The 18,467-nt window shown below is 55.2% G+C and carries 18 protein-coding genes; 13 read left to right on the forward strand and 5 right to left on the reverse strand.

What is annotated here, in order from left to right:
- The first annotated feature begins 93 nt into the window (after nt 1-93).
- From ACORNT_RS08620 to meaB, 5 genes are read left to right on the forward strand one after another with little or no spacing between them, the layout of a single operon-like run.
- Nucleotides 94-1,023 carry a glycine--tRNA ligase subunit alpha gene (locus ACORNT_RS08620; RefSeq protein ID WP_321389224.1) on the forward strand — a complete coding sequence of 310 codons (930 nt, stop codon included), beginning with the start codon at nt 94-96 and terminating at the stop codon, nt 1,021-1,023.
- A complete protein-coding gene (glyS, locus tag ACORNT_RS08625; RefSeq protein WP_321389225.1) occupies nt 1,023-3,131 on the forward strand; it encodes a glycine--tRNA ligase subunit beta in 2,109 nt (702 codons plus the stop codon). Before ACORNT_RS08620 ends, glyS begins: the two co-directional genes overlap by 1 nt.
- A 5-nt stretch (nt 3,132-3,136) precedes the next feature.
- Nucleotides 3,137-5,803 (forward strand): pyruvate, phosphate dikinase, encoded by a 2,667-nt coding sequence (ppdK, locus tag ACORNT_RS08630; protein WP_420717558.1) that lies wholly within the window; start codon nt 3,137-3,139, stop codon nt 5,801-5,803.
- Nucleotides 5,804-5,808: 5 nt separating this feature from the next.
- Nucleotides 5,809-6,231, forward strand: a complete 423-nt coding sequence (locus tag ACORNT_RS08635; RefSeq protein ID WP_321389229.1) for an OsmC family protein — start codon at nt 5,809-5,811, stop codon at nt 6,229-6,231.
- 24 nt (nt 6,232-6,255) lie between these two features.
- On the forward strand, nt 6,256-7,191 hold the full coding sequence (gene meaB / locus ACORNT_RS08640) for a methylmalonyl Co-A mutase-associated GTPase MeaB (protein WP_321389231.1): 936 nt from the start codon (nt 6,256-6,258) through the stop codon (nt 7,189-7,191).
- A 212-nt stretch (nt 7,192-7,403) separates the two neighbouring features.
- On the opposite strand, the gene ACORNT_RS08645 is transcribed toward meaB, so the two are convergent.
- Nucleotides 7,404-8,210: a 3-hydroxybutyrate dehydrogenase gene (locus tag ACORNT_RS08645; protein WP_321389233.1), complete on the reverse strand. Its 807-nt coding sequence runs from the start codon at nt 8,208-8,210 to the stop codon at nt 7,404-7,406.
- A gap of 231 nt (nt 8,211-8,441) precedes the next feature.
- Between ACORNT_RS08645 and ACORNT_RS08650 the strand changes: the two genes are divergently transcribed.
- From ACORNT_RS08650 to ACORNT_RS08660, 3 genes are read left to right on the forward strand one after another with little or no spacing between them, the layout of a single operon-like run.
- A complete protein-coding gene (locus ACORNT_RS08650; RefSeq protein ID WP_321398054.1) occupies nt 8,442-9,656 on the forward strand; it encodes a polyhydroxyalkanoate depolymerase in 1,215 nt (404 codons plus the stop codon).
- A 47-nt stretch (nt 9,657-9,703) separates the two neighbouring features.
- Nucleotides 9,704-10,216, forward strand: a complete 513-nt coding sequence (locus tag ACORNT_RS08655; RefSeq protein WP_321389235.1) for a hypothetical protein — start codon at nt 9,704-9,706, stop codon at nt 10,214-10,216.
- Between the two features lie 21 nt (nt 10,217-10,237).
- Complete coding sequence (locus ACORNT_RS08660; protein ID WP_321389237.1) at nt 10,238-10,774, forward strand: hypothetical protein; 537 nt, start codon at nt 10,238-10,240, stop codon at nt 10,772-10,774.
- A gap of 23 nt (nt 10,775-10,797) precedes the next feature.
- Here the strand turns inward: ACORNT_RS08660 and ACORNT_RS08665 are convergent, their stop codons facing one another.
- A complete protein-coding gene (locus ACORNT_RS08665; RefSeq protein ID WP_321389238.1) occupies nt 10,798-11,433 on the reverse strand; it encodes a glutathione S-transferase family protein in 636 nt (211 codons plus the stop codon).
- Between the two features lie 312 nt (nt 11,434-11,745).
- On the opposite strand from ACORNT_RS08665, the gene ACORNT_RS08670 reads away from it, so the two are divergent.
- Together ACORNT_RS08670 and ACORNT_RS08675 are read left to right on the forward strand one after the other, a co-directional pair.
- A complete protein-coding gene (locus ACORNT_RS08670; protein ID WP_321389240.1) occupies nt 11,746-12,105 on the forward strand; it encodes a hypothetical protein in 360 nt (119 codons plus the stop codon).
- A 107-nt stretch (nt 12,106-12,212) separates the two neighbouring features.
- Entirely contained in the window at nt 12,213-12,983 is a 771-nt protein-coding gene (locus ACORNT_RS08675) for a class I SAM-dependent methyltransferase (RefSeq protein WP_321389242.1), read from the forward strand.
- Nucleotides 12,984-13,051: 68 nt separating this feature from the next.
- Here ACORNT_RS08675 and ACORNT_RS08680 read toward each other — a convergent pair whose 3' ends face one another.
- Nucleotides 13,052-14,023, reverse strand: a complete 972-nt coding sequence (locus tag ACORNT_RS08680) for an endonuclease/exonuclease/phosphatase family protein (protein ID WP_321389243.1) — start codon at nt 14,021-14,023, stop codon at nt 13,052-13,054.
- Between the two features lie 152 nt (nt 14,024-14,175).
- Between ACORNT_RS08680 and ACORNT_RS08685 the strand changes: the two genes are divergently transcribed.
- Genes ACORNT_RS08685 through ACORNT_RS08695 form a run of 3 tightly spaced genes read left to right on the forward strand, consistent with a single transcriptional unit; the run spans nt 14,176 to nt 17,229 of the window.
- Nucleotides 14,176-15,768, forward strand: coding sequence for a peptide chain release factor 3 (locus ACORNT_RS08685; RefSeq protein ID WP_321389244.1), 1,593 nt, complete (start codon nt 14,176-14,178; stop codon nt 15,766-15,768).
- Between the two features lie 56 nt (nt 15,769-15,824).
- A complete protein-coding gene (locus ACORNT_RS08690) occupies nt 15,825-16,829 on the forward strand; it encodes a methyltransferase (protein ID WP_321389246.1) in 1,005 nt (334 codons plus the stop codon).
- Nucleotides 16,807-17,229 (forward strand): methyltransferase, encoded by a 423-nt coding sequence (locus ACORNT_RS08695; RefSeq protein ID WP_321389248.1) that lies wholly within the window; start codon nt 16,807-16,809, stop codon nt 17,227-17,229. Before ACORNT_RS08690 ends, ACORNT_RS08695 begins: the two co-directional genes overlap by 23 nt.
- 25 nt (nt 17,230-17,254) lie before the next feature.
- Here the strand turns inward: ACORNT_RS08695 and ACORNT_RS08700 are convergent, their stop codons facing one another.
- Both ACORNT_RS08700 and ACORNT_RS08705 read right to left on the reverse strand, forming a co-directional pair.
- Nucleotides 17,255-17,863: a DUF4136 domain-containing protein gene (locus tag ACORNT_RS08700; RefSeq protein WP_321389249.1), complete on the reverse strand. Its 609-nt coding sequence runs from the start codon at nt 17,861-17,863 to the stop codon at nt 17,255-17,257.
- A 137-nt stretch (nt 17,864-18,000) separates the two neighbouring features.
- Nucleotides 18,001-18,465: a glyoxalase superfamily protein gene (locus tag ACORNT_RS08705; RefSeq protein ID WP_321389251.1), complete on the reverse strand. Its 465-nt coding sequence runs from the start codon at nt 18,463-18,465 to the stop codon at nt 18,001-18,003.
- Between the last annotated feature and the right edge of the window lie 2 nt (nt 18,466-18,467).

Genomic DNA, 18,467 nt, shown 5'->3' on the forward strand with positions numbered 1-18,467 from the left:
TAAATACCGATTCAATTCTTGACGAGGGCCGGGTGGCTCGGTAGTTTCCGCGGGTAATTTCGCAATTGCGTAACACAGGGAACGTAACGGTTGATGACTGCCTCAGCGCAAGACGCGGCGGACCGCAAGGAAACCGCCTTTCAGTATTTGATACTGAAACTTCAGAAATACTGGGCCGATCAGGGCTGCGTGGTTCTGCAGCCCTATGACCTGGAGATGGGGGCAGGAACCTTTCAGTCCGCGACCACCCTGCGTTCACTGGGCTCCAAGCCCTGGAAGGCCGCTTACGTACAGCCCTGCCGCCGTCCGACAGACGGCCGCTATGGGGAAAACCCGAACCGGTTGCAGCATTATTACCAGTTTCAGGTGGCTCTTAAGCCGTCGCCGGAAAACATCCAGCAGCTTTACCTCGACAGCCTGAAGGTTCTTGGCATTGACGCCATGGAGCATGACATCCGCTTTGTCGAGGATGACTGGGAAAGCCCGACACTCGGCGCCTGGGGGCTGGGCTGGGAAGTCTGGTGTGATGGCATGGAAGTGAGCCAGTTTACTTACTTTCAGCAGGTCGGCGGGTTTGACTGCAAGCCGGTGATGGGCGAACTGACCTACGGGCTCGAGCGCCTGGCCATGTATATCCAGGGTGTGGACAATGTTTACGATCTGGACTGGAACGGGCTGCCGGAATCTGAGGGGGGCGTCAAATACGGCGATGTGTTCCTGCAGAGCGAAAAGGAATTTTCCGCCTATAATTTTGAAATTGCCAATACGGAAATGCTGTTCAGCCATTTTGCGGATGCGGAAAAGGAATGCGCCGATATCCTGCGTCAGGGTGTGGAAGACGGTAAATATTATCCGTTGCCGGCTTACGATCAGTGCATCAAGGCCAGCCATGTGTTTAACCTGCTGGATGCGCGCGGCGTGATCAGCGTGACCGAACGCCAGGCCTATATCGGCCGGGTGCGCGCTTTGGCCAAGGCTTGTTGCGAGGCTTACCTCAAATCCATCGGCGAGGGAGAGGCATAATGGCTGACTTTCTGCTTGAACTGTTTTCCGAGGAAATTCCCGCCCGCATGCAGCAGAAGGCGGCCGGTGACCTGAAACGTCTGGTCACCGCTAAACTGGATGAAGCAAGCCTTTCCTATGACAAGGCCACCGCCTATGTGACCGTGCGCCGCCTGACCCTGCATATCGAGGGACTGGCCAGCGAACAGCCGGACGTGTCCGAAGAACGCCGAGGCCCGCGCGCCGATGCGCCGGAAAAGGCCATTGAAGGATTCCTCAAGGGCGCCGGTGTGACCCGCGACCAGGTCGAGGTCCGCGAAGAGAAAAAAGGCACCTTCCTTTATGCGGTGATCGAGAAGAAAGGCCGGGCGGCAAGCGATGTTATCGCCGAATTCCTGCCGGACCTGATCCGCACATTCCCCTGGCCCAAGTCCCAGCGCTGGGGCACAGGATCATTGCGCTGGGTGCGTCCGCTGCACAGCGTGCTGTGTCTGCTGGATGGCGCCGTGGTCGGCTTTGATCTGGGTGATGGGCTGACAAGCAGTAACACGACACGCGGCCATCGCTTTCTGGCGCCGGAGGTTTTCGAGGTTTCGTCCTTTGCCGATTATCGGGACAGGCTGGGCCAGGCCTTTGTGGTGCTGGATACTGACGTCCGCAAGGAAAAAATCCTGTTTGAAGCAAAAGCCCTGGCCGAAAGCGCCGGGCTTGAGCTGCTCGACGATCCGGCGCTTGTGGACGAAGTGGCGGGCCTTGCCGAATATCCGGTCATCCTGATGGGTGAGTTTGACAAAGCATTCCTCGATGTGCCGCAGGAGGCGCTGACCAGCGCCATGCGCAGTCACCAGAAATATTTCTCCCTTGTCGACGGCGCGGGCAAGCTCGCCAATAAATTCGTCTTCGTCTCTAACATGAAGACAGACGATCATGGCGCCAAAATTATCGACGGCAACCAGCGGGTGCTGCGTGCCCGTCTGGCCGATACCAAATTCTTCTGGGACCAGGACCTGAAAACAATCCGCGAAGGTGGTTTTGAGGTTCTTAACAATAAATTGCGTGATATCGTTTTTCACGAAAAATTGGGCAATGTTGGTGATCGTGTTTCTCGCCTTGTGAATCATTCAGCATGGATTGCGAAAGCTATTGATGCGGATAAAGAAGAGGCTGCGCGTGCGGCTGCACTCTGTAAGGCTGATCTGGTCAGCGGTATGGTCGGTGAATTCCCTGAGCTTCAGGGATTGATGGGTAAATATTATGCTGAGGCATTGGACGAAAATTCTGAGGTAGCTAATGCTATTGCAGCACATTATTCACCTAAAGGTCCAAGCGATGAATGTCCGTCCGAATTGGTGAGCGTCGCAGTAGCTCTGGCAGAAAAACTGGATACACTAATCGGCTTCTTTATGATCGGTGAAATACCAACAGGTTCAAAAGACCCGTTTGCATTACGTCGTGCAGCACTTGGAGTTATTCGTTTAATTGTGGAGAACAAGCTTCGTTTGAGTTTGTTCGAGGTTATGGATCTGTCAGGTCAGTGGAGCAACCTCAAGGCGCAAGATTTTGTAACTGATGAAAAACCACGTGAAGCTGTTCCTCCGAGAATTATGGACTTCTTTGCCGATCGTCTCAAGGTGCATCTGCGTGAGGAAGGGGTCCGCCACGACCTGATTTCCGCCGTTTTTGCCCTCAAGGATGAAAAAGGTCGGGCGGAAGATGATCTCGTTAGGCTTTTGGCAAGGGTTGATGCGTTAAAGAATTTCCTTGAGACCGAGGATGGGACCAACCTGCTGGCCGGGTACAAGCGGGCGGTGAATATCGTCAAGATCGAGGAAAAGAAAGACGGCGTTTCCCACGACGGCGCGCCCACTGCGGGCACCCAGACGGAAGAAACGGAATTATTCAATTGTCTCGGACAGGTGTCCGGGGCGGTCAAAGCCGCTGTTGACGCGGAACAATTCGAAGAGGCCATGACGCAGCTTGCCACATTGCGTCGGCCTATTGATGCTTTCTTCGATGAAGTAACAGTCAACAGCGAAAATTCGGGAGAGCGGGAGAACCGGTTGCGGATTCTGTCGCAGATCCGGCAGACCATGAATCTGGTCGCGGATTTTTCAAACATTGAAGGTTAATGATGATGACGAAATGGGTCTATACATTCGGTGACGGAAAAGCGGAAGGCGAAGCCTCCATGAAGAACCTCCTCGGAGGGAAGGGCGCCAACCTTGCGGAAATGTCAAATCTGGGACTTCCGGTGCCGCCGGGCTTTACCATTACCACCGAAGTATGTACTGCATTTTACGAGAATAACCGGAATTATCCGGAAGACCTGGCCGGTCAGGTGGAGGATGCCCTGAAAGCGGTTGAAAAGACTGTTGGGGCCAAATTCGGCGATGCGCAAAATCCGCTGCTGGTCTCCGTTCGTTCCGGCGCCCGGGTTTCCATGCCCGGCATGATGGACACGGTCCTCAACCTGGGCCTCAATGATGTGACCGTGCAGGGACTGGCGAAACAGGCCGGAGATGAACGTTTCGCCTATGACAGTTATCGCCGTTTTATCCAGATGTATTCCGATGTGGTGCTGGGTGTTGACCATTACCTGTTCGAGGAACTGCTGGAAATCCACAAGGAAGAAAACGGCTATATCCTGGATACGGAACTGGATGCATCCGACTGGAAATCCCTGGCCGAGGCCTTCAAGAAAAAAGCCGAGGAAGAGCTCGGCAAGCCGTTCCCGCAGGATGTCAACGAACAGCTCTGGGGCGCGGTCAACGCCGTGTTCGGGTCCTGGCAGATCGAGCGGGCCAAGACCTACCGCCGCCTGCATAATATTCCCGAAAACTGGGGGACTGCGGTCAACGTTCAGTCCATGGTGTTTGGCAACATGGGGGAAACCTCCGCCACCGGCGTGGCCTTTACCCGTGATCCGTCCACCGGCGAAAACGCCTTTTACGGTGAATATCTGATCAACGCCCAGGGCGAGGATGTGGTAGCCGGTATACGGACCCCGCAGAACCTGACCAAAGTGTCCCGCGAAGCCGCCGGTTCCGACAAACCGTCCATGGAAGAAAGCATGAACGGCGTTTATAATGAACTGGCCGATGTGTTTCGCAAGCTGGAAGCTCACTATCGCGACATGCAGGACATCGAGTTCACCGTCCAGAAGGGTAAACTGTGGATCCTGCAGACCCGTTCCGGCAAAAGAACCGCGAAAGCAGCGTTGAAAATTGCCGTCGATATGGCCCGCGACGGTGTGATCAATGAACAGGAAGCCGTGCTGCGGGTGGAACCTGCTGCGCTGGACCAGCTTTTGCACCCGACCCTTGACCCCGATGCGGTGCGTGACGTTCTGACCACCGGCCTGCCGGCCTCTCCGGGCGCGGCCTGCGGTATCGTTGTCTTTACCGCCGATGAGGCAGAGGAACTGGCCAAGCAGGGCAAGGATGTGATCCTGGTCCGGGTGGAAACCAGTCCCGAGGACATTCACGGCATGCATGCGGCGAAAGGTATCCTGACCTCCCGCGGCGGCATGACGTCACATGCGGCTGTGGTCGCCCGCGGCATGGGCCGTCCCTGCGTTTCCGGCGCCGGCCATCTGCATATCAACCAGGCCGAGGGTGTGATCCGGGTTGCCGGTCGCGAGGTAAAACTGCATGAAACCATCACCATCGACGGCAGCACCGGCGAAGTGATGTTCGGCGCCGTGGATACGGTGCAGCCGGAACTTTCCGGTGATTTCGGTATCCTGATGGAGTGGGCCGACGCCAACCGTCGCCTGAAGGTGCGGACCAATGCGGAAACCCCGCTGGATGCGAAAACCGCCCGTGAATTCGGGGCTGAAGGTATCGGTCTGTGCCGGACCGAGCATATGTTCTTTGATGCCGACCGTATCATTTCCGTGCGCCAGATGATCCTGGCGGAAAATGAAGCCGGCCGCCGGGCCGCGCTGGACAAGATCCTGCCGTACCAGAAAGCGGATTTTGTCGAACTGTTCACCATCATGCAGGGCCTGCCGGTGACCGTGCGTCTGCTGGACCCGCCGCTGCATGAATTCCTGCCCCAGGAAGAAGATGATTTTGCCGATGTGGCCGCCGTGACCGGCGTGTCTGTGGCTGATCTGAAAATCCGGGCGGAAGAGCTGCATGAATTCAACCCGATGCTTGGCCATCGCGGCTGCCGTCTTGGTATTTCCTACCCGGAAATTTACGAGATGCAGGCCCGCGCCATCATCGAGGCCGCCCTGCAGGTAGCCAAAGACAGCGGTCAGCCGGTGGTGCCGGAAATCATGATCCCGCTGGTCGGCAGCCGCAAGGAACTGGAAATCCTGAAAGCCAAGGTCTGCGCCGTGGCGGACGGCATTATTGCCAGCTCCGGCGCCAAGCTGGACTATATGGTCGGCACCATGATCGAACTGCCGCGGGCTGCCCTGCAGGCCGGTGAGATTGCCCATGAAGCGGAATTCTTCAGCTTCGGCACCAACGACCTGACCCAGACCACCTACGGCATCAGCCGTGACGACAGCGCCCACTTCCTGGATGATTACATCCGGGCCGGTATCTTTGAACAGGATCCCTTTGTCACCATCGACCAGGAAGGCGTCGGCGAACTGGTGAAGATCGCCGCTGAACGCGGCCGGGCGACACGCAGTAACATCAAGCTGGGGATCTGCGGTGAACATGGCGGTGATCCGGCGTCTGTGGAATTCTGCCACGGCGTCGGTCTGGACTATGTGTCCTGTTCCCCTTACCGGGTGCCGATTGCCCGTCTGGCTGCCGCCCAGGCTGCGCTCAAAGAAAAGGCATAAGCCCGATGAAAAAGGAAGTCACAGTCTCCTGGGCCGGTAAAATGACCTTTATCGGCGAGGCCGCCTCCGGCAATACCCTGACCATGGATGCCGGCAAGGCCAATGGCGGACTTGGCCTCGGCCACAGCCCCATGGATCTTCTGCTGATGGGGGCCGGTGGCTGCGCCAGTATCGACGTTGTCATGATCCTGCAGAAAGGCCGTCAGGAACTGGTGGATTGTGTCTGTCAGGTCTCTGGTACCCGTGCCGAGGAAATGCCCAAGGTCTATACGGATATTCATATGCATTTCGTCGTCAGCGGCAAGGACCTCAAGGAGGCGTCTGTCAAGCGGGCGGTGGAGCTGTCCATGACCAAATATTGTTCCGCTTCGCTGACGCTGGCCAAGGCCGCCAAACTGACCTATGATTGGGAAGTAAAAGAAGCCTGATCACTCACAGATTCCGGGGGTTTAATGAATAAATCAGCCTCATTTCCCCAGACCATCGAAGAGCTCAGGGCTGGCGGCAAAGCCGCCATGGCCCGGGCCCTGGCTGCTATCGAACATTCCCCCGATGATGACCGTGTGATCACCCTGCTGGATCAGGCCTGGCGCCATCCTCATGGACATGTGCTCGGACTGACCGGTCCGCCCGGCGTCGGAAAATCCACCCTGATCAGCGCCCTGATTGCAAACTGGCGCAAGGCCGGAAAAACCGTTGGTGTTATTGCTGTCGATCCCAGCAGCCGCAAGACCGGCGGCGCTCTTCTTGGCGACCGCACCCGTCTGGTCACCGATCCGGAAGATGAAGGTATCTTTATCCGTTCCATGGCGGCGCGCAGCCGACTTGGCGGTCTGGCCGGCCTGACGGCGCCGGCCATGACCCTGATGCGGGCAGTCTATGACATTGTCCTGGTGGAAACCGTGGGTGTCGGCCAGTCTGAAACCGATGTGGCGTCGGTGGCCGATACGGTGGTCTTCTGCATCCAGCCCGGTTCCGGCGACAGCCTGCAGTTCATGAAGGCCGGTATTATGGAAATCCCCCATATCATGGTGGTGACAAAGGCGGATACGGGCGCGAAGGCGGAGCGGGCCAAAGCCGATGTTTCCGGTGCTCTTGGTCTTTCCGACGCCGGCCATGACGGCTGGCAGGTGCCGGTCCTGAAGCTCAGCGCCGATAGTGGCGAGGGACTCGCAGAGCTTGTCACTGCGGTGGACAACCATGCGGTCTGGCTGCGCGAGACTGGTGAACTTGACAGAAGCCGCCGGGAACAGGGGCAAAGCTGGCTCAAGGATATGGTACGGGAAAAATACGGCACCGAAGGATTGAAAAAGGCCGGCGACCGGCTGGTGCTGGAGGCGGATCAGTCGCCGTTTCGTAAGGGGAAAGAACTTTTCAGGCTGTTGTGACGGGAAATATTTTTAGACCATTGCCAGAATAATAACCAGAATGGCGGCGGCGATGATCAGCAGCCAGATGGTCTTTTTTTCGCGGTTCTGAGGCGCCTTCTTTTTATTCCTGTGAAACCTGCTCATAATAATCCCTTGGTGATATGCTATAATCACCAAGGTTATCATTTTCACTTCACAAGATGCAACTTCTTACTGGATAGCCGATCTTATTAACGGGCCGTCCAGCCGCCTTCCACAGGCAGACTTGCGCCATTGAAGCTCTGGGCGGCGTCAGTGCACAGAAAGACGGCAAGCTGTCCCAGTTCTTCAACCTCGACAAAGCGTTTATTGGGCTGGGCAGCCAGAATCACGTCCCGGATGACCTGTTCCTCGCTCATATTGTGGGCCTTGGCCTGGTCTCTGATCTGGCCGTCGACCAGAGGGGTGCGTACATAGCCGGGACAGATGGCGTTGCAGGTAATGCCTGTTTCGGCAATCTCCAGCGCCACCGATTTGGTCAGGCCGAGTACGCCGTGTTTGGCCGCGACATAGGCCGACTTGAAGGGGGAGGCGACAAGCCCGTGGGCGCTGGCCAGGTTAATGATCCGGCCCTGGTTGCGGGCTTTCATGCCGGGAAGGGCGGCCTTGATGGCATGGAAATTGGACACCATGTTGATGGAAATAATGGCTTCCCATTTGTCTGCGGGAAATTCGTCAATGGCGGAGACAAACTGGATGCCGGCATTATTGATCAGGATATCCACGCTGCCGAGTTCCGCTTCGGCCCGCCGCACCATGGCAGTGATTTCGTCGCCGTTCATCATGTTGGCGCCGTCATAGAGGGCGGTTACTGCATAATCGCTTTGAATGGCGGCCCGCGTGGCTTCTATTTCACCGGCATCACCAAGGCCGTTGATCATTACATTTGCCCCTGAGTCGGCCAGTGCCCGTGCCATGCCGAGGCCGATACCGCTCGTCGAGCCGGTGATGACGGCATTTTTTCCTTTTAAGACATCCGGTTGCATGATCTTGCCCATTTTAAACTCCCGTTAACCTGTTCATGAGACCCTTATAAAGGTAAGTTTGCGGACTCTGGCATAAAAAATGCTGCACCGCAAATAACCTTTGGTCTATATTTACACATATGCTAGGCTAACATTATACAGGATGAAAATACATCCAAATAACGGTATCTAAAGCCGTTTTAAGGGCCAGTATTGTAGAAAATCTTTCAGGGAAAGGTACGGATTAGTATTATGTTGTATCAGATGTACGAGTTCCAACACACATTGTTCGCGCCTGCGAGATATATGGTTGATCTGACGCAGCAGAGTCTTGAAAATCCCATGAATCCCCTTTCATATATGCCGGGCGCCAAACAGATCGTCGCAGCCTGCGATGTGATGGAACTTCTGACCCGCCGTTACGGCAAACCGAAATTCGGTCTGGACACCACTCTGATCGACGAGATTCCCATCGAAGTGATCGAGCATGATGTGATGCGCAAGACATTCTGCCATCTGAAGCATTTTGAGCGATCTGCGGATGTCAACAACGATCCCCGTCTGCTGATTGTGGCTCCCCTTTCCGGGCATTATGCTACTCTTCTCAGGGGGACAGTTGAGGCCATGCTGCCGGATCATGATGTCTATATCACCGACTGGCAGGACAGCCGGAACATTGCCCTTTATGAGGGCTCTTTTGATCTGGATGACTATATCGATTATGTGATCGAGTTCCTGGAGTTTCTGGGGCCAAATACACATGTGCTGGCGGTTTGCCAGCCTTCGGTGCCTGTACTGGCGGCGGCCGCCATTATGTCGGCGGAGGATAATCCCTGTGTGCCGGCAAGCATGACCCTGATGGGTGGCCCGATTGATACCCGCAAAAGTCCGACTGTGGTCAATGAGCTCAGCTACAAACGATCAATGGACTGGTTCGAACGCCATGCGATTCACACCGTACCCTGGCCAAATATCGGCACGATGCGCAAGGTTTATCCGGGGTTTCTGCAGCTCTCAGCCTTTATGAATATGAACCTGGAAGACCATATCGGTGCACACCGCAAGATGTTTGACCACCTTGTGGAAGGTGATGATGAAAGTGCCGACAAGACCAGGATGTTTTACGAGGAATATCTGGCAGTGATGGATCTGCCGGCGGAATTCTATCTGCAGACCATTCGCGAGGTCTTTAAAAGACATTCCCTGCCCAGAGGAAAATTGGTTTCCCGCGGGCGCCCGGTCAAGTGTGAAGCGATCACCAAGACCGCTCTTATGACGGTTGAGGGTGAACTGGATGATATCTCGGGTATCGGTCAGACGAAAGCCGCCCAGAATATCTGTACCGGCCTGCCCAAAGAAATGAAGCAGCATTATGAACAGAAATCTGTCGGTCATTACGGCATCTTTAACGGCCGTAAATGGAAAAACCACATTGCACCAAAAGTAAAAGAGTTTATCCTTAAGCATAATCAGGACTAGAGGAAACCCCGTAAAAGGGGGTCTAGTCTTTATACAAGGGGATAGGAATGAAAGCTCTTTCGGTAATGGCGGCAACCGCCATATCTTTAATCTGTACAGGCGTTTCTTCAGTGCAGGCGTCTGATCTGACTTTGCAGCAGAAAATTGAAAAATGCAGGACTATCACCGGAGATATGGACCGGCTGACCTGTTATGACGTGATCGGGGTGTCTGACCCATCCGAAACGGCACCCGCACAGGCGGCACCTGCCGCAGTTGCTCCGCAGGTAAGTTCCCGGGAGCAGAATTTCGGTGTCGAGCGCGTCGAAAAATCCGAAGCAGAGCAGACACAGTCGGATATTCAGTCCATCTCCTCCAAAGTAGTAAAGGTTGCCTGGTCCCCCAATAAACAATTTGCGGTCTATCTCGAGAACGGCCAGATCTGGATGCAGAAAGATTCCCAGCGTGTCCGCTTCCCGGACGGGGAATTTAGTGTCGAGATCAAGAAAGCGGCTATGGGTTCCTACAAGATGCTTATTCCGGGAAAGACCTCATTCGTCAGGGTGGTCCGTTACAAATAACACCTTTGTTTTGGGAGAAATATGATGTGGGTAAAATCTGTATTTGCGATTATACTGCCGGTGATATTTTTTTTCTCCTCGCAAGCCCTTCTGGCACAGGAGGCCCAGGCCTACTGCGCCTCTGAAGAATACCGGCGACTGGATTTCTGGGTCGGCACCTGGAAGGTGAGCTGGGGCTCCGGCGATCAGGCCGGGGAGGGCACCAATGTCATCAGCCGTTCCCTGGACAATTGTGTCATTCAGGAGCAGTTCGATGGCGGGGTGATATCCGGCCAGCATTTTAAAGGCATGAGTATCTCCATCTTTGACAGCCGGGAACAGCAATGGCGTCAGACCTGGATGGATAACCAGGGCGGATTTTTTGATTTTTACGGCCAGGACCTGGGTGATGAATTTGTTTTCCAGACCAGGCAGTCCGTCAAGAAACCCGGTGTACTTCTGCGGATGTTGTTTACGGATATTAAAAAAGACTCACTGACCTGGCGCTGGCAGAAAAGCGAGGATCTGGGAAATGAATGGAAAGATCTCTGGGTCATCAGCTACAAACGGATCAAATAGATTTGGCCTGGATAACACGAGGTCTATTTGAGGAAGTTTTTCACCAGAGGCTCCGCTTCGCCCAGTACCTTTTGCAGGGAGGTTCGACCCATCAGTCTCGAAAAATAGGCCTTGATCGCCGGGTATTTTGAGAAGGGGTGCACCCGTTGCCCGTAAAACAGGGCTGGCGCAGCCGCACAGTCGGCGATGCTGAATTCTTCCCCGTTGGTCCAGCTATGATTGCTGAGGTCGTCATTCAGTCTGTCATACATGATATTCAGAGTTTCCCGTTCCCTGACCATCAGGCAGGGGTCCTGCCGGTCTTTTGGTTTCATGTTTTCAAACAGTAAATTCACCACCGGATTGTTGAGATAGAGATCATACATTCTGTCTTTCAGGCGGGCCTGCCGGGACATTTCAGAATCCCTCGGAAGCAGGGTCGCGCCGGTCAAGTAATTCATATCCAGATATTCAATGATAATGCTCGACTCGGGAATGGCGCGGTTCTGTTCGGTGATCAGAAGCGGGATTTTTCCCAGCGGATTAATCTTCAGATAAGACTGTTTTGCAGCCTTGTTTCTGAGGTCAACGATAAAAGGTTCAAAACTTAACCCTTTCTCATAAAAGGCAATTAGAACCTTCTGGGAATAGGTCGACAGGGGATTGTAATATAGTTTCACGACGGAGCTCCTGCTGAGAAAATGGTGCATTTGCCGCCCGAACTGACATGGCGCATCTGGTAAGGGTAGTATAGCATAAAAGCCCGTTTTCCGCAGAAAGCTAGGGATTTTAGCTTGAGTCCCGTTTTGGGACAAATTTTGACGACACTGTAAAGTTTTTCATAATATTAACCATAAATTATATTAGGACTCTTTTTGAAATTGATCTAAGATGCTGATAACTAATAAAAACGGGAAACTGGCCCGGGATTTGCAAAAGTACAAATCGTTAACAGAATAATTAAAATTATAATTAGTTCATAGGGAACGAAAATGTCTAAGAAAATTCTTTTGTCCGTGTCACTGCTGATGTGCAGTGTTTTTGTTTCAGCGCCGCTTTCTGCAGCAACCCGCAGCAATGTCCCCATGGAGATGGCCCGTGCTGCTGATCCGGCTGACGAAGTGCGCTGTCTGGAGGCCTTTATCAATTCAGAATTTGATATGGCCCATTCTGTGTGCCTTCCTCTGGCCCAGAGCGGCCTGCGGGATGCCCAGCTTGTGACCGGTCTGATGTATGCCCTCGGGGAAGGGGTGGAGCAAAATCGCCGTCTGGCCAAATGGTGGCTGAGTGAAGCCGTGCGCAACGGCAGCGAAGAAGCCGAAAGCGCCCTGGCCCAGTTTGAACTGGAATAGGATATCGGAACGGCAGTTCATTTGCCTCGATATTATCTGTTGCTGAATAGCGGGTTTTCTCCGCCGGATACTCAAAGATAGAATGATCTTGAAAAGGGGAGGGCAAAATGAAGTCTAGTCGGACAATTTATAAAATCCTGATTTTGTCGGTAATGGTGATGCTGTTGCCGGCATTTTTATATGCGGCGGACCTTAAATGTGACGTGATCAGCTGTGCTGTCGAAAATACCCAGCGCAGTGAAGATGACCGCCAGCGGGATATCAATCGTAAGCCCGCGCAGATTATTTCCTTTTTCGGCATCACGCCGGGTATGACGGTTCTGGATATGTTTGCCGGTGGTGGATATTACACGGAAATCCTGTCCGGTGTAGTGGGACCAGAGGGCAAGGTTATCGCCCAGAATAACGCAGGTTATATCGCCTATACCAAGGATGAGCTGGGGCAGAAACTGGCGGTTCCGGGCCGCATGTCCAATGTGGTGCCGCTGAATGTGGAAGTGGCTGACCTGGATCTCAAGGACAACAGCCTGGATGCGGTGTTTCTGATTCTCAGTTTCCATGATTTCTACCATGTAGCGGAAAACTGGCCGGCCATCGATTCAAAGATGCTTCTGGCCAAGTTTAAAAAGGCCCTCAAGCCCGGCGGCGTGCTGGCGGTGGTTGACCATGTGGCGCCGGCGGGTACACCGTCCACCAGCGGCGATACGCTGCACCGGATTGACCCGGCCATTGCCATGCGTGAAATCACGGCTGCGGGTTTTACTTTCGACGGTGAATCTGATATCCTCCGGAACCCTGACGATAATGGGACCAAACCCATGTGGGATGAAACTATCCGCGGCAGGACGGACAGGTTTGTGTACCGGTTTGTCAAATAACAAACTGACATCCGGGAGGGGACGGGGCGGAGCCTGAACAAGGCCCCGCCCCGAGCTATATGGGGTAACTAAAGTTCAAACTCCGTCCATAGCGGATAATGGTCTGACACCCGGTAGGAAATGGCATTCCGGTCCAGGTCCTTGTTCTGGTAGCTGAAAGGCACAAAATCCACATACCCGCCGGTTTTGTAGGTCATATGCAGTTTCTGTTTGTTGCCGGTGGTGAACCAGGCAACCTGATCATAGAATTTTTCATTCTGCGGTTCGTCAGGATCGGCGAAAATGGATTTCGGCACATGCATCAGTTCATCAGGGACGGTCAGGCCGGTGGAGGTGAAGGCCTGCCACAGTTTGTCGCCGGCCCGGTCGATATTGAAATCGCCCAGAACAATCAGATTATGGTGCCAGCGGTTGGTCCGGTTGGCCCAGTCCTTCATCCATTTTGCGATACCCCTGAGTTCCGGAACCCGGTCATCGGCATTGTCGCCGTAATCCACATGCAGGGTGACCAGGATAAAGGTTTCGCTGCCGGCCCGGAAGCTGACCGCATAGGGAGTACGGGCAAACTGCCGCTTTAGCGCGTCCGGGGCGATATTTTCTTCTTCCTGCCAGTCTTCCGGTATTACAAGTTCGGCGGCGAGGCCGGAAGGCGTGACCCGTCTGGTATCATAGATAAACCCAAGCCGTTCGTTGTTGCCCGCATCGCCGAGGGTAATATCGGTCATCAGAAAGCCCCAGTCCGGACCAAGCGCCTTCATCATGGTGCGCAAGGCCCTGAGGTCGCCCTTGATTTCCTGGACGGCGATGACATCAAAGCGGGAGATGATTTCAGTAATGATGCTGAGGCCCCAGTAATCCCGTTTCGGGCTGTCATTGTCCCCGGCCAGCCATTTGCGGGTAAGTGAGCTGAACGCCCGGATGTTCCAGGTGGCGATGAGCAGGTTCTGCTCCATCTTTTTGGGTGGAATCTGTTGCCCCAGATAAGCGGCGAGCTCGTCCAGGCCTTCTTCAACTTCATCCGGGATCTGATCAAACGGCATCTTGTCCCCCCTGGGATTTGAATTCCGGTATTTGCACGCGATCACTGCAAGCCGAAGTATAGCATGTTTTGGCGGAAAAATATTTTCTTCTGTACTTATGGGGGGCAAATCCCTAAATTCCGGCCCGTACAGAGATGAAATTGTAAAGACCCATGACAACCCTTGAAAATGAAGTAAACCGGCGGCGCACCTTCGCCATTATCTCCCACCCTGATGCGGGGAAGACCACGCTTACTGAAAAGCTGCTGCTGTTCGGCGGTGCCATTCAGATGGCCGGTGAGGTGAAGGCGCGTGGGGACCGCCGGCGGGCCCGGTCCGACTGGATGAAGGTGGAGCAGGAGCGGGGTATTTCCGTGGCCTCTTCCGTCATGTCTTTTGAATATTCCGGGCATATGTTCAACCTGCTGGACACGCCCGGGCATGAAGACTTCTCGGAAGATACCTACCGGGTGCTGACCGCCGTTGACAGCGCCATCATGGTGCTGGACGGCGCCAAGGGCATCGAGGGACAGACCCGCAAGCTGTTCGAGGTTTGCCGTCTGCGCGATATGCCGGTGACGACGTTCATCAACAAACTGGACCGGGAAAGCCTCGATCCGTTTGAGCTTCTCGATCTGATCGAACAGGAACTGGCCCTGGATGTGACCCCGGCGACCTGGCCGATCGGCATGGGCCGGGATTTCAAAGGCTGTTATGACCTGATCAACGACAAGCTGATCCTGATCGAAAAAAACAAGGGTGACAAGCCGGACGAGGGCATTGTCTGCGAGGGCATCAACGATCCCAAACTGGCCGATTATATCCCCGACTATCAGCTGGAAAAACTGCGAGAAGATATCGAGATGGTGCGCGAACTTTGCCCGCCCTTTGACGAGCAGGCCTATCTGGACGGCACTCTGACGCCGGTTTATTTCGGTTCCGCCATCAATAACTTCGGGGTGCGTGAGCTTCTGGAAGGGATCGGTGAACGCGCGCCCCGGCCGGGTGTCTATAACACGGTGGAAAAGGGCGGCATTGACCCGCTTGATCCCAGGGTCACGGGGTTCGTTTTCAAGATCCAGGCCAACATGGACCCCAAACACCGGGACCGCATTGCCTTTTTCCGGCTGGTCAGCGGTAAATTCAAGCGCGGTATGAAGCTGAAACATTCCCGCACCGGCAAGATCGTCAACCTGCATAACCCGGTGTTGTTCCTGGCCCAGGACCGGGAACTGGCCGAAGAAGCCTGGCCCGGTGACATCATCGGCATTCCCAACCACGGTAACCTGCGCATCGGCGACGGCCTGACCGAGGGCGATCCCCTGAGCTTTACCGGGATCCCGAGCTTTGCCCCGGAATATATCCAGACCGTGCGGCCGGAAGATCCTATGAAGGCCAAGCATCTGGCCCGTGCCCTGCAGCAGCTGGCGGAAGAGGGCGCCGCCCGGGTGTTCAAGCCGACCCTCGGTTCCGAATGGTATGTGGGCGTTGTCGGCATGTTGCAATTCGAGGTGATGGCTGATCGCATTCGCACCGAATATGATGTGCCCTGCCGGTTTGAAACCACCTCGCTCTATACCGCGGTGTGGGTGGAAAGCGACGACCGGCACAAGCTCAAGCAGTTCATCGACGCCAACCGGGCCAACATGGCCGAGGACCATAACGGTTCGCCGGTGTTCCTGGCCCGCAATGCCTGGCGCCTGGACAAGGCGAAAGAGGACTATCCCGACATCCGCTTCCTGAAGACCAAGGAACAGACGGCTTAATTGCCGCCCCCGGGCTTTTGTGGCATATTGGCACCTTTAAAAAGGGGAGCAAATAAATGGAACAGGGTAGCAATCCGGCTGAGATGGTTTTGCAGATGGCCTCCGGCCTGTGGATGTCGCGCGCGGTCTGGGCGGTCGCCCATTTCAAGATTGCCGATCATGTGCCGGAAGAGGGAATTACAGTTGAAGAGCTGGCGGATAAAACCGGCCTGTTGCCGGACCGTCTGCTCAGGTTAATGCGGATCATGGCGGCCTTCGGGGTCTTTCGGGTCCTGCCGACGGGCAAATTTGCCTCCACGGAAACCTCCGCCTGCCTGACCAGCGACGGCCCGCAATCGCTGCGCGCCTTTGTGGATTCCGTCTTCGGCCTGGAACATTATGACGCCTTTGGCCGGATTGATGCAGCTTTGACGGCGCCGACCAGCGGCTTTATGGCCCATTACGATCAGCCGGCCTTCGAATTTTACGGCGAAAACCCGGAGCGAGGGGCCTTGTTCGCCCAGGCCATGAGCGATTTTACCGGCCCCATTGATGCGGCGGTGGCGGCCTATGATTTTCCGCCCTTCAACAAGCTGGTAGATATCGGCGGTAGCCACGGCACGCTGCTGTCCCGCATTCTGGAGCGCTATCCGGACCGGGAAGGGGTTATTTTCGACCTTCCGGAGGTGGCGGAACGGGCGTCGGAAACTTTCGGTCATACCGACAGGATCAAGGCCCAGGGCGGTGATTTTTTCCAGGAGGTGCCGGTCGGCGGCGATCTTTATCTGCTGAAATTCATTCTCCATGACTGGACCGACGAACAGAATGTGAAAATCCTGAAGAATATCCGCGCCGCCATGGCGCCGGGCGGCCGGCTCTGCATCATGGAGATGGTGCTGCCGGACGATCATTCGCCCCATGTGGGCTGGCTACTGGATTTCAATATGATGGCGGTGACTGGCGGGCGGGAACGCACTCGTTGCGAATATGAAACCCTTCTTGCAGAAGCCGGGTTCACCTTGACCAAGGCAACGCCTGCGCCGCCGAACATGACCATCCTTGAGGCCGTGCCCGTGGGGTAATCTTTTTATCTTCCCGACGGTACAGGGGGGCGGACACGAACGGCTCAGCGGCATCGGCGGGAATTTCTTTGAGGAAGTGCCGGCGGACGGCGACCTTTATCTGCTGAAACTGATCCTGCATGACTGGAACGATGACCAGTGCATCGAGATCCTGAAAAATATCCGCACCGCGATCAGGCCGGACGGGACCCTGTGCATCATCGAGATTCTGGTGCCCGATGACTTTACACCGCACGGCGGCTGGATGGCGGACCTCAACATGATGGCCCTGACCGGCGGCCGGGAACGCAGCCGGAAGGAATATGAGGGCTTGCTGGAAAAAGGCGGTTTCCGTCTGACTAAAACCATGGAGCTTCCACCTACCTCTATGAATATCCTGGAGGCAGTTCCTATATCCTGAGATCATGCGTCAGGGGCCTTGCGTTCTATTTTGCCACTTTGACCTTGCCGGCGGTGCCGCTTTCGCCGGGGAAATCTTTGAACAGGGCCTCGACCAGATAAGGCATCATTTCATTCAGGGTGCTGTTCTTCCGGCGCAAAGAGGCTGTGCCTTCATAGACGCGCATCCCGTCGCTGACCCGGTCGATTTCCAGCCGCAGCCGGAACACACTGTCCGTTTCCGTCTTTTTGCGGTCGCCCAGGTTCACATTGATGCCCACATCGGTAAAGGTGCCGCGGCTGCCGCCGCCCACCGTGACATGGCCGCTGACCGGTTTGAGTTCCTCTTCAATGCGGTTCAGGTGATTGACACTGTAATGAACATAGGCGACCAGGTCGCTTTTGCTGGTCGCGGGCGGCAGGTAACCCACTTCGGTGAGCTTCTGGCCGATCCTGTCCGCATAAGTACTGAACTCCAGGCTGTCCTGCAGGGCCGGGTCCCGGGCCATGATGGTCAGGGTTTCTCCGTGCGGCGGCGGGAGCTGGTGAAAACGGCTGACATGGGGGCTTATGGTGGCGCCGCTGCAGCCGGAGAATAACAGAGCCAGAAACAGGGGAACAATCACAGGAAAGGGACGCGGGAGACATACTGTCATAAAAAATCCTTGGTAAAATTCCGGGCACAGAAGGGAAACATCAACAGAGCCTATCCCCGATTGCCTGAACATGCCATGAACAATTATGTGATCGGTGCGGGGCGGGAAGACCGCGACCGGCCTTCCCGAAAATAAATCTAGCCGTAGAGTTCGGCAATATTGTCCGGCCGGCCCTTGTGGTCGACGCTTCGGCCTTCCTTGTTCAGGGTCATGGACACTTGCTGGCGAAAGCCGGAAAAATGTTCCGATTTCACCACATCCACCGGCTCGTCAAAGCGGATCGAATAGTTGCGCGCACTGGCCATGTCGCACAGGTTCTGTTTGATCACCTGGCCGCTGAACGCATTGCCGAGATAGCTGCCCTGGACCCGGTCGCCGATGGCGAGCCAGTTTTCGGGCTTTTCCCGTTTGGCCATGGCGCTGAGCACATTCCAGTTTTTGCAGCCATATTGTTTGGCCACCGCTTCCAGTGCGTCGGCGTGGCTGATGTCGATATTTTTCCCGGCCAGATGGTCGCGAAGACGGCTCGCCTGTTGTTTCAGGACGTCCGCAGAGGGGATTGTCATGGTCATCATGGTCTCCATTACTTTATGGACACTCATCT

The organism is Emcibacter sp. (assembly GCF_963675455.1).
GTDB lineage: Bacteria > Pseudomonadota > Alphaproteobacteria > Sphingomonadales > Emcibacteraceae > Emcibacter.

Excerpts from the sequence above, each read along its gene's own strand:
- ACORNT_RS08620 (WP_321389224.1), top strand. The coding sequence starts at position 94 with ATGACTGCCTCAGCGCAAGACGCGGCGGACCGCAAGGAAACCGCCTTT.
- glyS (WP_321389225.1), top strand. The coding sequence starts at position 1,023 with ATGGCTGACTTTCTGCTTGAACTGTTTTCCGAGGAAATTCCCGCCCGC.
- ppdK (WP_420717558.1), top strand. The coding sequence starts at position 3,137 with ATGACGAAATGGGTCTATACATTCGGTGACGGAAAAGCGGAAGGCGAA.
- ACORNT_RS08635 (WP_321389229.1), top strand. The coding sequence starts at position 5,809 with ATGAAAAAGGAAGTCACAGTCTCCTGGGCCGGTAAAATGACCTTTATC.
- meaB (WP_321389231.1), top strand. The coding sequence starts at position 6,256 with ATGAATAAATCAGCCTCATTTCCCCAGACCATCGAAGAGCTCAGGGCT.
- ACORNT_RS08645 (WP_321389233.1), bottom strand. The coding sequence starts at position 8,210 with ATGGGCAAGATCATGCAACCGGATGTCTTAAAAGGAAAAAATGCCGTC.
- ACORNT_RS08650 (WP_321398054.1), top strand. The coding sequence starts at position 8,442 with ATGTACGAGTTCCAACACACATTGTTCGCGCCTGCGAGATATATGGTT.
- ACORNT_RS08655 (WP_321389235.1), top strand. The coding sequence starts at position 9,704 with ATGAAAGCTCTTTCGGTAATGGCGGCAACCGCCATATCTTTAATCTGT.
- ACORNT_RS08660 (WP_321389237.1), top strand. The coding sequence starts at position 10,238 with ATGATGTGGGTAAAATCTGTATTTGCGATTATACTGCCGGTGATATTT.
- ACORNT_RS08670 (WP_321389240.1), top strand. The coding sequence starts at position 11,746 with ATGTCTAAGAAAATTCTTTTGTCCGTGTCACTGCTGATGTGCAGTGTT.
- ACORNT_RS08675 (WP_321389242.1), top strand. The coding sequence starts at position 12,213 with ATGAAGTCTAGTCGGACAATTTATAAAATCCTGATTTTGTCGGTAATG.
- ACORNT_RS08680 (WP_321389243.1), bottom strand. The coding sequence starts at position 14,023 with ATGCCGTTTGATCAGATCCCGGATGAAGTTGAAGAAGGCCTGGACGAG.
- ACORNT_RS08685 (WP_321389244.1), top strand. The coding sequence starts at position 14,176 with ATGACAACCCTTGAAAATGAAGTAAACCGGCGGCGCACCTTCGCCATT.
- ACORNT_RS08690 (WP_321389246.1), top strand. The coding sequence starts at position 15,825 with ATGGAACAGGGTAGCAATCCGGCTGAGATGGTTTTGCAGATGGCCTCC.
- ACORNT_RS08700 (WP_321389249.1), bottom strand. The coding sequence starts at position 17,863 with ATGACAGTATGTCTCCCGCGTCCCTTTCCTGTGATTGTTCCCCTGTTT.
- ACORNT_RS08705 (WP_321389251.1), bottom strand. The coding sequence starts at position 18,465 with ATGAGTGTCCATAAAGTAATGGAGACCATGATGACCATGACAATCCCC.